The following is a 13,081-nucleotide window of genomic DNA, read 5'->3' as shown; positions in this document are numbered from 1 at the left end:
CAATGGGCACGATCTGGGTTCGCGAATTTACCGGAGGCCTCGACACTCGGCGGCTGCCCGAGACGTCGAAGGGCGGCACGCTGGTCAAGGCCGAAGACGGTCATATCAACCGCGGGGGCGAGTTCGAGCAGCGGGCGGCGTTCGTGTCCGTCTACACGCTGCCCGCAGGGACGACCGGCCTCGCCTTCACGTCCGGCGGCATCGTGGTCTTCGGCTCGGACCCCAGCCCCGGGATGCCGCAGGGCGTCACCTACCAACGCCTTCAGCACCCGGACGGTGCGACGGACCTCGTCGACGTGCCGAGCTTCGACCTGTTCGCGGGTAAGATCTTTGCGGTGGGTGTTTTCGCGGATGGTAGCACGCACCACTTCTACGACGGTGCCCTGGTTACGAAGTACGGGACGAACACGGCCGTCGTGCCGGGCCCCTTCGTGCGGACCTTCGGGCGTAAGCTCTACTACCTGTCCGACGCCAACCTGATCTACTCGAACGTTGCCGACCCGACGAACTTCGATGCCGACAGCGGTAGTGGCACGAGCACGGGCGCGGGCTTCAACGACCTGTCCGAGGAGGATTACGGGTCGGAAGACCTCGTCTCGATCGGGCGCTACCAGAATTACCTCGCGATCTTCTCGGACCGGACGGTGCAGATCCGCTACGTCGACCCGGACCCGGCGCTGTCGAAGTCGATCCAGGCCCTCCACAACACGGGCACGATCAGCCCGCGCAGCGTGGCGCAGTTCGGCGACAACGACCTGTTCTACCTCGACGCCTCCGGCCTGCGCTCCCTACGCGCCCGCGACGCCTCGAACGCGGCCGTCAGCACTGACATCGGCTCCGCGATCGACGTCCTGCTGACCGATTACGTCAGCAAGAGCAGCGCGGCGGACGTCCGCAACGCCATCGGTCTGATCGAGCCGCGTGACGGCCGTTTCTGGCTCGCCGTGGCCGACACGATCTTCGTGTTCTCCTACTTCCCGGCGGCGAAGGTGAGCGCATGGTCGATCTACAACCCAGGGTTCAAGGTCGAGGACATGGTCGTCTTCGAGCGGCGCGTCTACCTCCGCTCCGGCGACCAGATTTACGTCTACGGCGGCCTCGGGGCCGCGCTCGAGTACGACGACACGAGCGCCGTGGCGTGGCTACCCTACCTCGACGGCGAAACGCCGACCGAGACGAAGACCCTGCAGGGCATCGACATCGCGTGCCGGGGCACATGGCGGTTGGAGATGGGCATGGACCCGGCCAACGTCGCCGCCAGTGATCGGCTCGCCACCGTGACCGAGACGACCTTCATGGAGAACCGAATCCCCGGGGCGCACCGCGCGACGCACTTCTCGTTGCGGTGCTCCTCCCAGGGGGTGTTCGATCCGAACGCGCCCGCGATCCTCGGCTCGGCGGCGATCACCTATTCGGCCGAAAGCGACAAGGCCGCGACATGATCCTGCGCGCGACCACGCCGGAGCATATCGCGTCCGTGGCCGCTCGCCTCCGGGAGCGGGACCGCGAGGAGATGGCCGCCGTGTTCGGGCCGCTGGCGCCGGACGTGCTCGCGGGCGTGCTGCGCGAGAATTACGGGCACCACGAGGGCCTGCTGACCGGCTGCCGAGACGATGGTGAGCCCGTCTTCGTCGGTGGCGGCGTGCAGTTGCGGCCGAACACGGCTTCGATCCTGTTCATGGCGACGGACGACTTCCCGGGCATCGCCAAGGCCGCCACGAAGTTCATCCGCGACACGTACCTGCCGGCCCTGGAGGCGCAGGGCGTTCACCGCATCGAGGCCGTGACGCTCGCCAGCTACGTTGAGATGCAGCGGTGGCTTCGGTTGCTCGGCTTCCGCCAGGAAGGCGTGGCCCAGGCCTATGGCGCCAACGGTGAGGACTTCCACTACTTCGCGAGGTGCCGGCTTGCTCGTCCGACTTGCCATTGAGGCCGACCGGCCGGCGCTGCGCAAGCTCTGCTGCGACGCCGTGATCGAGAGTGTTCGTGGGCTCGCCCCGGACCCGAAGGTGATCGACGAGACGATCGACGCTTCCTTCGCCACGGCCGAGCCCACCTTCTTCGTCGTGGAGCAGCGGCGAGAACTGATCGGCTTCCTGATGGCGTCGATCGGCAGCTACGCCTTCGCCTCTGGCATCTTTACGACACAGCAGGTAATGTTCGTGCGTCCCGATAAGCGCGGCACTCGGGCAGCCGTCCTACTCATTCGACATCTCATCGCCTGGAGCACACGGCTCGGCGCCTTAGAGATCACAGGCGGCAACAACAACGGCCTCTACACCGAACAGACCGCTCGCCTGCTGGAGAAGCATGGCTTCGAGCGTGTCGGGGTGTTCATGCGCCGGCCGGGAGAGCGGTAATGTCGAAGAAGGACGGCGGCGCGGGCGCGGCGGCGAAGCAGGCGAGGGCCGACGAGGCCGCTCGGCAGGCGCAGGTCCGCGCTGGTACGGACCAGATCAACACGACCTTCAACGGGCAGTTCACTGACGACTTCTTCAACAAGCAGCGCGACAACTTCACCGCGTTCCAGCTTCCGCAGCTTGACGACCAGTACGGCAACGCCCAGCGGTCGCTCACCTACGCGCTGGCCCGCGACGGCAACCTCGATTCCTCGACGCGTGGCTTCCAGCAGGGCCAGTTGCAGAAGACCTACGACACGGCCCGGACGAACGTCGCGGATCAGGCTCAGAGCTACGCCAACACGGCCCGGTCGAACGTCGAGACGGCCCGTGGCAACCTCATTGCCTCGCTCAACGCCACTGGAGACGCGACGCAGGCGGCGAACAGCGCGGCCTCCCAGGCCACGATCCTGGCCCAGCCCGCCGCCTACTCGCCGCTCGCCGACGCCTTTACGGCGACGACGGGCGCGCTGGCACAGCAGGCCCAGATCGAGCGCAACGCCGCGCTCACGGGCGTCGGCGGCACCTACAATACCGGCCTGTTCGGCTCGTCCGGCGGATCCGTGAAGGTGTCGAGGTAGGCCGATGTGCGATCCGATCACTATTGCCGGCGCCGCCCTTACCGCAGGCGGCATCGCGGCCAACTCCATCGGGCAGGGCCAAGTCGCCGCCGCGAGCAATCGCGCCGCGTCGGCCGAGCGCGCCCGCCAGCAGCAGCTTCAGCAGGAGGCGGCGGCCGTCCAGCAGCACTCGAACAGCCTTTACGAGGGCTTCGCGGGCAAGCAGCAGGATCGCGCCGGGCAACTCACCGACTATCTGCGCAGCACGCAGCTACCGGCGCAGGCCGGCGCGACGACCATTGAGGCGCCCGCCTCATCGTCGAACATTACGACCCAGGGCGAGACGGCGCAGCGCGGCAAGGCGGACGCCTACGCCCAGCAGCAGGCGGGCTCGCTTGGGGATCTGCGCTCGTTCGGCGATTTGCTCGGCACGAACACCCGCGCCCAGGCGCGCGACGCGGGCCAGATCGGGCAGATCGGGAATTTCATGCGCGGGTCGGAATCGGTCCTACCGATGGAGCTCAACGCCGCGAGCCACGCGGGCGACACGATGAAGACCATGGGTGGGCTCGCGGAGGGCCTGGGCAAGGTCGGCGTCGCCGCCGGGCTCGGGGGCGCTTTCGGGGGCGCCAGCAGCGGAGCCGGGGGCGTTACGTCGCTGCCGACTTTTGCGGCGACGTCCAGTCTCGCCTCGCCGACGAACGCATACGCGGGGCTCCCGCAGGCGGGGCTTTCGCTCGCCAGCGCTTTCACGAAGCTGCCGACCTTCGCCGGTTCCAGCAACCCCTACCGGACGTTCTGAGCCATGCCGACCTTCCGGGCCAACACCGCCGTCGATCCGAGCCAGATCAGCGGCGCCTTCGACAGCATCGCCAAGGCGTTCGCGCCCGCGACGCCGCAGGAAATCTATGCCGCCGCCAAGGCGCAGGAGACGAAGCAGAAGATCCAGCAGATTGGCGATCTGTACGCCTACGCTGCGGACCCGAACTTCAACCAGGGCTTGCTCGACCGCCGCGCCGGGATCGCGGGCGCCTACAGCCCGAACCAGTCGCTCACGGCGGTCGACCGGAACAACGCCACGACCCTGAAGACGAACGCGGCCGACAACACGCGGGCGCTCCAGCAGACCGGGATGCAGCAGAAGGGCGAGACGGACCGCGCGTTGCTCACGCCGGTCGGGGAGGGGGCGACGCGCTTCGTCCCGCCATCGATCGCCAGCGTCTACAGCTTGCCGCCGACGCAGGTGGGCGCTGTCAAGGCGAACGAGGGGCAGACCGTAGCGTTGCCGGATGGTCGGACAGTGATGGGCACGCCCAAGCCCATGTCCGAGGACCAGTTGAAGGCGCAGATCCTTTCTCGGCAGCCCCCGGAGGTGCAGGACAGCGTCGTGCGGGCGCCGATTCCGGTCGAGAAGACGATGGGCGCCAACGGCCCGCAGTTCACGCCCCGCGATCAGGCCTACGGACTGCCGGTCGCGCCGGCCGAGAGCAAGCCGCAGTTCTTCAACTACGACAAGCCGAACGGCGCGGGCTCCGGCACCGCGCGCACGGCCCCGGACGGCGCGCTCTACGACACGCAGACCGGCGAGCGGCTTCCGGCGGGCGTAAAGACCTACACGGCCAACCTCACGGGCAACAAGGAAGACACCGGGCTCGGGCAGACCACCAAGAACGGGCTCGAAGGCAAGCTCGTCGACATCAGTGCCGTCGAGGACACGGCCAAAGCCTACAAGGCGCTGCTCGACCGCGACCCCGGAGCCATCGGGATCGTCGGCAAGGTACGTGGCTTCGCGCAGGATTCGGCGGCGACCCTGCGCGAGGCGGGCGCTCTGTTTGGACCCCAGGTGCAGGCCTTCGAGAAGGATATTGCGGGCGGCCGTGTCGATCCCGAGATCGCGGCCGAGTTCAAGTCGCTCGTCGGGTCCGGCTACAACCCGAACATTCCGAACGCCAAGCTCTACGAACTGCTCTTGGCGTCGCAAGTCGCGAAGATGATGGACCCGAACGGACGCATCTCGAACGACCGCATGAAGCAGGTCATGGAAGGGCTGGGTGGCGGCGGGTGGCTCTCGAACGTCGACAAGACGCGCGCGAACATCGACGGCATCCTCGGGCTGGCGGCGTCGCAGCGGAAGCTCTACGGCCCGAGCGCCCCGGCCGCCGCCGCGATCGGTCAGCCGGCCGGCGGCGCAGCGCCAGCCGCTCCGGCCGCCCCTGCCGCTCCGGCAGCGCCCGTGCGCCGACGCTACAACCCCGCCACCGGAGCGCTCGAATGACCATCGAGGTCGAAGGCCCGGACGGGTCGATCAACGAGTTCCCGGACGGCACCGCCGACGACGTGATCGCCAAGGCCATGCGCGCGCAGTTCGGCGGGCCGCAGGCGGGCGCCCCACAGCCAGCCGCGACGCCCGCGCCTTCCGGCGCCCCCCAAGCGGTGAGCGGCGCGCTGTCGGGCGCGGCGGCAACGGTGGAGGAGGCCCTGGGCCTCGGTCCGCGCCGCGCGTCGCCGGCCTACCAGCAGAGCTCGGATCTCGACGCGATGATGCGAGGGCAGGCCCCGGCGCCGGCCGAGCCGCCCCGTCCGCCGCCGACGCTCGGCGAGCGGGGCGGTGGGCTTGTGCGTGGCGCTCTCGGCGTCGCGGATCAGGGCGTGCGCGGGATCGTCCAGGGCGCGGCCGACATCGTCGGCCTGCCGGTCGACGCGACCACGGCCTTCCTCAACCGGGATTCGGACGTCCAGAATATCCGTCGAGCCCTCGGCATCGGGGACAAGCCCATCACCACGCCCTTCATGGGCAGCGACTTCATCAAGGGTGGGCTCGACACGGCCAACGATCGGACGATCGATCTCGCCAACGCTTTCCTCCCGGACCGGCCGACCGGCGGTCCGGCCCTGTCCTATCCGCAGCGCGAGCCCAGCAACGCGGCCGAGCGCATGGCGAATCGGACCGGCAAGGAACTTGGCGCCATGTCGCTGCCCGTGGGCTTCGGCCTGGGCGCGGCGTCGGCGCTCGGCCGAGAGGGCGTCAAGGAACTGCCGGCGCTCGCGCGCCTGTTCGCGGAGCCGGCGGCGGTCAATCCGTCGAAGTTCATCGCCAAGGAGGTGACGGCTGCCGGAGCCGCCGGGGCCGGCGCGGGCGTGGCGAACGAGATGACGCGCGCGGCGGGCGCCGACGAGCACGGGCTTGCCCACGCGGGTGGCGATCTCGCGGGCGCGTTGGTTGGCCTCAGCGTCGTCGGCGCCGGCCAGTACGCGCTCTCGAAGGGCGGCGACGTCGTAAAGGCGATCACCGGCAGCCCGAACTTCCGTAACCAGGTCACGAACGACCGAGCCGTCGACACGCTCGTCGAGGCGTTCGGGCTGCCGAGCGCGCGGCTTGGATCGAAGGAGCCGGTCGACACGCAGCCCATCATCGACGCGATCAATCGCGGACCGAAGATCGGCGACACGGTGCCGGGGTATCAGGAGAGCCTTGCCGACCGCACCGGCAGCACGGGGCTTGCCGGACTGGAATACAGCCGGGAGACGGCCGGCAGCGGCGCGTTCGCCGAGCGCCGCCGCGCGAACACGCAGGCTGTGGATAACGCGCTACAGGCGGCGGCGCCCGAGGGCTCGCCCGGTGCGTTCCGGCAGGAGCTTTCGAACAACCGGGACGTCCATCTGCGCAACGCAGCGGTCGAGCGGCAGACGGCTCAGTCCCGCTTCGACGAAGCCGCCCAGCGTCTCCAGGCCGTCATGCACGCCGACGCCCGGGGCGCCGACATTCGCGCACCGCTGGAGGAGGCCCTGGCGGCGGCACGCGAGGTCGAGCGCGGCGCGTGGGATGGCGTGTCGAACGGATCGGCGGACATTACGCCGCTGGTCGAGGGCTTCGCCGGCGTCCGCCGTGGGCTATCGCAGGCCGAGCAGCAGACGTTCGACCCGCAGCACCTCACCGGCATCCCGCAGCGGTTCATGCCCGCCGCCGAGGAAGCGGGCGGCGACGCTGCCGGGGCTGCCGCCCGCGCGGGTATGGAGGGCATGACAGCCGAGGAGCGGGCCATGGCCGAAAGCCTGTTCCGCCCCTCGCCTCCGGCTGCGCCCGCCCCGGCGGCTACGCCAAGCTTGGGCCTGACCGATCTGCCCTTCCGCAGCACACCCGGCACGGAGGAGCGAATTCTTCAGGCTGTGCAGGACATGCCCGTCGATCCGTCGCGACAACGCGCCGGATCGTCCGGCGGCGTGACGACTTGGGATCTGCGCGCGAGGCTTCCCGGTATGTCGGAAGCCGACCTGAACGCCGGGCTATTCAACCTCCAGGCGCGAGGCCACGGCAATCTCAGCAAGTTCTCGGACCCGAGGTCGATCCCGCGCGACGCCTTCGTAGCGAATGTCGCCGGCCGGGGTGAGGATCGTCAGCTATTTTTCCCGAACAGCGAGAGCGTTGAGCGGATGCGCGTGCAGCCCGAGGCGGCGCCTGCGGCTCCGGCTGCACCCGCGCCGCCTCCGGCACCGGAGACCGTCGACGTGCCGCTCCGCGAAGCAACCGGGCTGCGCTCGGCGCTGACCGACGCCCAGCGCGCCGCGGCCAGCAACGGCGAGGCGAACCGAGCCCGCGTCATCGGCCAGTACGTCGACGCGATCGACAACTATTTCACGACCCACCATCCGAACCAGGGCGCTTACGACCAAGCGCGGGCGGTCACGCGCGATCTCAACGACCGTTTCACCCGCCCGCAGACGGACGTGGCCCAGGTGCTTGATCGGAATCAAGGTCAGTACCGCATCCCGGACAGCGGTGTGCCGCGGCGTTTCGTGCGGCCGGACAACGCGAATCAGGGTGGGCTTGATGCGCTGTTGCACGAGGTCGGCGTCGACCCGCGCGCCCGCGAGGCGCTGGAGGATCAGATCCGCGCCGACGTCGGGCGCCTGCGCACGCCGGATGCGGTCGACGCCTACGTTCGCGATCACAGCCGCGTCTTCGATCAGTTCCCAGATATGCGGCGGCAGGTCGAGGAGGCGTCCGGTCTGAACCGCGCGGCGGCAGGCGCCAACGCCGCCGAGCAGGACACGATCTCACGCTTGGGTGCGCCCGGTCGCGAATCGGGCTCCTCGGCGGTGGGCCGCTACCTGCGCTACGGCGACGAGGCGTCCGAGACGGCCATGAAGGGCGTGCTGAACGCTCCGCGCCCCGCCGAGGCCGCCGACGAGCTCCTGAACTTCGCGGGCAACGCCCCGCACGCGGTCGAGGGGGCCCGCCGGACTTTCTGGGACATTCTCGAGAAGCAGGGCCGCTCAAGGGGCGAGACGACGGCCTCACTCGACGGCGTGCAGCCGTGGATGCCGAAGAAGCTCGCCCGCTTCCTCGACGAGCCCAGGAACGCGGCCGTGGCCGAACGGCTCTACCGGGACGACCCGGAGCAGTTGGCGCGCGTGCGCGAGATCGCCGACGCCTTGAAGAACACGAACCTGCGCGGACGCGCCAAGGCGCCGAACTCCTCCGGCACGGCCCAGGGCGTCAACGGCGGCTCCAGCAACATTATGACGCCCGAGACGATCCAGAGCCGTCTCTACGCCTACAAGCGCGGGCAGGTCTCCGGGACGTTCCTCGTGACGTCACTGGCGGCCGTGGCCGCTCGGCGCGGCATCGCCAAGTCTCAAGCCGAGGCGATAACGCGGCTCGTCGACGAGGCGCTGGTGAACCCCGAGGCGGCCAAGACGCTGCTGATGGAGAACAACCCGGCGAATCGCGCCGTCCTGGCGCGACGGGCGAAGGGCTACGTCGGTGAGCAGGCGTCGCAGATCGTCGACGCGCTGAACGACAATGACCCCGATCCGGTGAAGGACGCGCTGCGGAGGGCGAGGCCGTGACGAACCCATCTCTCGCCGACGCCATCCGGGCGACCGCCGCGAGGATCGGCGCCAACCCGGTCGATCTCGCCACCGCCATGTCCTACGAGACGGGCGGCACCTTCAATCCGGCGATCCGCGGCGGCGCCGGCAACCGTCATATCGGCCTGATCCAGTTCGGCATCCCGGAGCAGCAGCGCTACGGCGTGACGCAGGCGACCCCGGCGGCGCAGCAGGTCGAGGCCGCAGGCAACTTCCTGCGTGATCGCGGCTTCAAGCCCGGGATGGGTCTGGCCGACCTCTACAGCACGATCAACGCAGGCTCGCCAGGCCGCTACGGGGCGTCCGACGCGGGCAACGGCGGCGCGCCCGGCTCCGTCATGGACAAGGTCACGCAGCAGATGGGCGCGCACAAGGCCAAGGCCGCGGCGTTGCTCGGCGGGTCGTTCGCGCCCACCGAGCCGGCGCCCGCCACCGGAGGTGGGCAAGCCCCGCAGGCCGGGACCGCCCTCGCCGACGCCTTGCCGGGCGCGACGCTACCCACGTTGGCGCCGGTCATGCCGACGTCGCCGTTGGCCGACGCCTTCGCTCCGCACCCGGAGGTCGAGGCGCTGGCGCGTCAGCAGCGTCAGCAGGCCGACGAGCAGCGTCGGCAGGCCCTTCTCAGCGTAAGCGCCTTCGGGCGCTGAAGTGCGCACAAAAACTTGCACAAGACGTCAGACGCTGCCTGTAAGTCTTTATGCGCACTTAGTAAATTTTACAGGCTGTAATACTGCACGAACTCGATCGGGTGCGGGGTCATCTCGTAGCGCAGGACCTCGGCCATCTTCAGCTCGATGAACGACTCGATCTGATCCTCGGTGAACACGTTGCCGGCCGTGAGGAAGGCGTGGTCCTTGTCGAGGCTGGTGAGGGCTTCGCGCAGCGAGCCGCAGACGGTCGGGATGCGGCGCAGCTCCTTCGGCGGCAGGTCGTAGAGATCCTTGTCCATCGCCGCGCCGGGGTCGATCTTGTTGCGGATGCCGTCGAGGCCGGCCATCAGCAGCGCCGAGAAGGCGAGGTACGGGTTGGCGGTCGGATCGGGGAAGCGCACCTCGAGCCGCTTGGCGTTCGGGCTCTTCGTCCACGGGATGCGGCAGGAGGCCGAGCGGTTGCGGGCCGAGTAGGCCAGCAGCACGGGGGCCTCGTAGCCCGGCACCAGCCGCTTGTACGAGTTGGTCGAGGGGTTGGTGAAGGCGTTCAGCGCCTTGGCGTGCCGGATGATGCCGCCGATGAAGTACAGGCACTCCTGGCTCAGGCCGGCATACTTGTCGCCCGCGAAGAGCGGCTTGCCGTCCTTCCAGAGCGAGAGGTGGACGTGCATGCCCGAGCCGTTGTCGCCGTAGACCGGCTTCGGCATGAAGGTCGCGGTCTTGCCGTAGCTCTGCGCCACGTTGTGGATGCAGTACTTATAGATCTGCAGGTGGTCGGCGATCGTGGTGAGCGTGTCGTACTTCAGGCCGAGCTCGTGCTGGGCGCTGGCCACCTCGTGGTGGTGCTTCTCGACGGTGGCGCCCATCGCGGCCATGGCCGCGAGCATCTCGCCGCGCATGTCCTGCGCCGAATCCTGCGGCGGCACCGGGAAGTAGCCGCCCTTGGTCTGGATCCGGTGGCCGAGGTTGCCGCCCTCGTAATCGGTGAAGCCGTTGGTCGGCAGCTCGGTCGAATCGAGTTCGAAACCGGTTTTGTACGGGTCGGCGGAGAACTTCACGTCGTCGAACACGAAGAACTCGGCCTCGGGGCCCACATAGACGGTGTCCGCGATTCCGACCTCTTGCAGGTAGGCCTCGGCGCGCTTGGCGGTGCAGCGGGGGTCGCGGCCGTAGGGCTCGCCGCTTCCAGGCTCCAGCACGTCGCACACGACGGAGAGCGTCGCGGCGGAGAAGAACGGGTCCATGCAGGCGGTGGACGGATCGGGCATCAGCAGCATGTCCGACTCGTTGATCGCCTTCCAGCCGGCGATCGAGGAGCCGTCGAACATCTGGCCCTCGGAGAAGAAGGCGTCGTCCACCATCGAGACGTCGAAGGTCACGTGCTGCCACTTGCCGCGCGGGTCGGTGAAGCGGAGGTCGACGTAGCGGACGTCGTTGTCCCGGATTGTCTTCAACACCTCGGCTGCGGTCGTCATCGTGACTCTGCTCCCTGTTGCCCGTCCCGTCCGCGCGAAGCGCGGCAGACGTGCCGTTCCTTACAGGGGGAGCCTGGGGCATGTCACCCGCGCGGCCCCACTCTCGATTCCGTGATCGAATGCATGGGAACCGAACGATTGGTGGCGGGGGAGATGGCACGATGCGTGCTTAGGGTTCGGCGACCGTTGCAAAGGCGGCGTGCCGTTCGCCGGAGCCCCATGATCTGCGGGGCGCCGCGTCGACAAGGGATCGAGAGATCGGCGAGAGACCGGAATGACGAAATACAAGCTCGAGTATATATGGCTCGACGGCTACACGCCGGTGCCAAACCTGCGTGGCAAGACGCAGATCAAGGAATTCGACAGCTTCCCGACCCTTGAGCAGCTTCCCATGTGGGGCTTCGACGGGTCGTCCACGAAGCAGGCCGAGGGTGGCAGCTCCGACTGCATGCTCAAGCCCGTGCGCCACTTCCCCGATCCGGCCCGCAAGAACGGCGTGCTGGTCCTCTGCGAAGTGATGATGCCGGACGGCAAGACCCCGCACGAGTCGAACAAGCGCGCGACCATCCTCGATGACGCGGGTGCGTGGTTCGGCTTCGAGCAGGAGTATTTCTTCTACCAGAACGGCCGTCCGCTCGGCTTCCCCGAGCAGGGCTACCCGGCGCCGCAGGGTCCGTATTACACCGGCGTCGGCTACTCGAACGTGGGCAACGTCGCCCGCCAGATCGTCGAGGAGCACCTCGAACTCTGCCTCGAGGCCGGCATCAACCACGAGGGCATCAACGCCGAGGTGGCGAAGGGCCAGTGGGAATTCCAGATCTTCGGCAAGGGCTCCAAGAAGGCCGCCGACGAGATGTGGATGGCCCGCTACCTCCTGCAGCGTCTCTGCGAGAAGTACTGCATCGACGTCGAGTACCACTGCAAGCCGCTCGGCGACACCGACTGGAACGGGTCGGGCATGCACTGCAACTTCTCGACCGCGTATATGCGCGAAGTCGGCGGGAAGGAGTATTTCGAGAGCCTGATGAAGGCCTTCGAGACCAACATCGAAGACCACATCGCCGTCTACGGCCCGGACAACCACATGCGCCTCACCGGCAAGCATGAGACCGCGCCGTGGAACAAGTTCAGCTACGGCGTGGCTGATCGTGGCGCTTCGATCCGCGTGCCGCATTCCTTCGTGAACAACGGCTACAAGGGCTATCTCGAGGATCGCCGTCCGAACTCCCAGGGCGACCCCTACCAAATCGCGTCGCAGGTCCTGAAGACCATCGCCTCGGTTCAGACCGCCAGCTCCGCCGCGGCCTGAGACCGGACGAGTTCCGCACAGTGAGAGAGCCGGGCCTTCGGGTCCGGCTTTCTTTTTGCCTCTGACGTCAGCGCTCCCGGGGGCGGTCGTCGTCGCGGATGGCGGCCTCGTGATACCAGGCGCCGCCGCTGACGACGGGCACGGGTTTGGGCGCCTCGACGGGTCGCCGAGCCGCCTGCGCGCGTCGGAATGTTGCGAGATCGTAGACTTTCGCGGACTCGCGTAGGTCCTGTGCGGCCATCGCTCAGCCCTCCCGGCTCTATCCGGCGACCCGTTGGGTCACCTCATCAGGAGAGATGTAAGGTCACGCGTTGCCGGCAACCATGCCAAAAGGCTGTTTGCCGGATATTCGTGCAAGAGCGAAAATCAGGCAGTCGAGGAATAGTACGTCTCGACTGCGAAGGACGATCAGATGGCGTCCGGCCCGGTCTCGCCGGTGCGGATGCGGATCGCCTCCTCGATGGTGGAGACGAAGATCTTTCCGTCGCCGATGCGGCCGGTCTGGGCCGACTTGCGGATCGCGTCGACGGCGCCTTCCACCAGCGCGTCCGACAGCACGATCTCGAGCTTCACTTTGGGCAGGAAGTCCACCACGTATTCGGCGCCGCGATAGAGCTCGGTATGGCCCTTCTGGCGCCCGAAGCCCTTGGCTTCGATCACGGTGATGCCCTGAAGGCCGACCTCCTGGAGGGCCTCCTTCACTTCGTCCAACTTGAAGGGCTTGATGATCGCTTCGATCTTCTTCATGCCGCTCGGGCCTGTCTATGCACGTTGCGTAACAGTAACATCGCCGCGAGCCAGCCGCCACGGGGTTTCG

Annotated in this window: 12 protein-coding genes; 9 read left to right on the top strand and 3 right to left on the bottom strand. The window is 68.2% G+C overall.

Translation table 11 applies throughout. From position 1 onward, the window contains the following. The first annotated feature begins 2 nt into the window (after positions 1-2). The 8 genes from ACS5Q7_RS05175 to ACS5Q7_RS05140 all read left to right on the top strand — a co-directional run bounded on the left by ACS5Q7_RS05175 (position 3) and on the right by ACS5Q7_RS05140 (position 9,477). Entirely contained in the window at positions 3-1,442 is a 1,440-nt protein-coding gene (locus ACS5Q7_RS05175; protein WP_478338343.1) for a hypothetical protein, read from the top strand. Beyond that, the gene (locus ACS5Q7_RS05170; protein WP_478338342.1) at positions 1,439-1,930 is read left to right on the top strand and encodes a hypothetical protein; all 492 of its coding nucleotides are present in this window, start codon (positions 1,439-1,441) and stop codon (positions 1,928-1,930) included. Before ACS5Q7_RS05175 ends, ACS5Q7_RS05170 begins: the two co-directional genes overlap by 4 nt. Continuing rightward, on the top strand, positions 1,908-2,360 hold the full coding sequence (locus ACS5Q7_RS05165) for an N-acetyltransferase family protein (RefSeq protein ID WP_478338341.1): 453 nt from the start codon (positions 1,908-1,910) through the stop codon (positions 2,358-2,360). The genes ACS5Q7_RS05170 and ACS5Q7_RS05165 overlap by 23 nt, the downstream gene beginning before the upstream one ends. Then, a complete protein-coding gene (locus ACS5Q7_RS05160; protein WP_478338340.1) occupies positions 2,360-2,980 on the top strand; it encodes a hypothetical protein in 621 nt (206 codons plus the stop codon). Before ACS5Q7_RS05165 ends, ACS5Q7_RS05160 begins: the two co-directional genes overlap by 1 nt. Before the next feature lie 4 nt (positions 2,981-2,984). Next, on the top strand, positions 2,985-3,761 hold the full coding sequence (locus ACS5Q7_RS05155; protein WP_478338339.1) for a hypothetical protein: 777 nt from the start codon (positions 2,985-2,987) through the stop codon (positions 3,759-3,761). A 3-nt stretch (positions 3,762-3,764) separates the two neighbouring features. Beyond that, positions 3,765-5,234 carry a hypothetical protein gene (locus ACS5Q7_RS05150; protein ID WP_478338338.1) on the top strand — a complete coding sequence of 490 codons (1,470 nt, stop codon included), beginning with the start codon at positions 3,765-3,767 and terminating at the stop codon, positions 5,232-5,234. 62 nt (positions 5,235-5,296) lie between these two features. After that, the gene (locus tag ACS5Q7_RS05145; protein ID WP_478338337.1) at positions 5,297-8,809 is read left to right on the top strand and encodes a hypothetical protein; all 3,513 of its coding nucleotides are present in this window, start codon (positions 5,297-5,299) and stop codon (positions 8,807-8,809) included. Then, entirely contained in the window at positions 8,806-9,477 is a 672-nt protein-coding gene (locus ACS5Q7_RS05140) for a hypothetical protein (protein WP_478338336.1), read from the top strand. Before ACS5Q7_RS05145 ends, ACS5Q7_RS05140 begins: the two co-directional genes overlap by 4 nt. A gap of 68 nt (positions 9,478-9,545) precedes the next feature. Here ACS5Q7_RS05140 and glnA read toward each other — a convergent pair whose 3' ends face one another. Beyond that, a complete protein-coding gene (glnA, locus tag ACS5Q7_RS05135) occupies positions 9,546-10,955 on the bottom strand; it encodes a type I glutamate--ammonia ligase (protein ID WP_478338335.1) in 1,410 nt (469 codons plus the stop codon). A 274-nt stretch (positions 10,956-11,229) separates the two neighbouring features. Between glnA and ACS5Q7_RS05130 the strand changes: the two genes are divergently transcribed. Further along, entirely contained in the window at positions 11,230-12,264 is a 1,035-nt protein-coding gene (locus tag ACS5Q7_RS05130; protein WP_478338334.1) for a glutamine synthetase beta-grasp domain-containing protein, read from the top strand. A 67-nt stretch (positions 12,265-12,331) separates the two neighbouring features. Here the strand turns inward: ACS5Q7_RS05130 and ACS5Q7_RS05125 are convergent, their stop codons facing one another. Together ACS5Q7_RS05125 and ACS5Q7_RS05120 are read right to left on the bottom strand one after the other, a co-directional pair. Then, positions 12,332-12,505 carry a DUF2735 domain-containing protein gene (locus ACS5Q7_RS05125; protein WP_478338333.1) on the bottom strand — a complete coding sequence of 58 codons (174 nt, stop codon included), beginning with the start codon at positions 12,503-12,505 and terminating at the stop codon, positions 12,332-12,334. A 167-nt stretch (positions 12,506-12,672) separates the two neighbouring features. After that, complete coding sequence (locus ACS5Q7_RS05120) at positions 12,673-13,011, bottom strand: P-II family nitrogen regulator (RefSeq protein ID WP_238248076.1); 339 nt, start codon at positions 13,009-13,011, stop codon at positions 12,673-12,675. Positions 13,012-13,081 lie beyond the last annotated feature (70 nt).

This window comes from Methylobacterium sp. Gmos3, from assembly GCF_056430985.1.
Note: the sequence above shows the minus strand (reverse complement) of the source record. Positions and strands in the feature narration are given on the sequence as shown.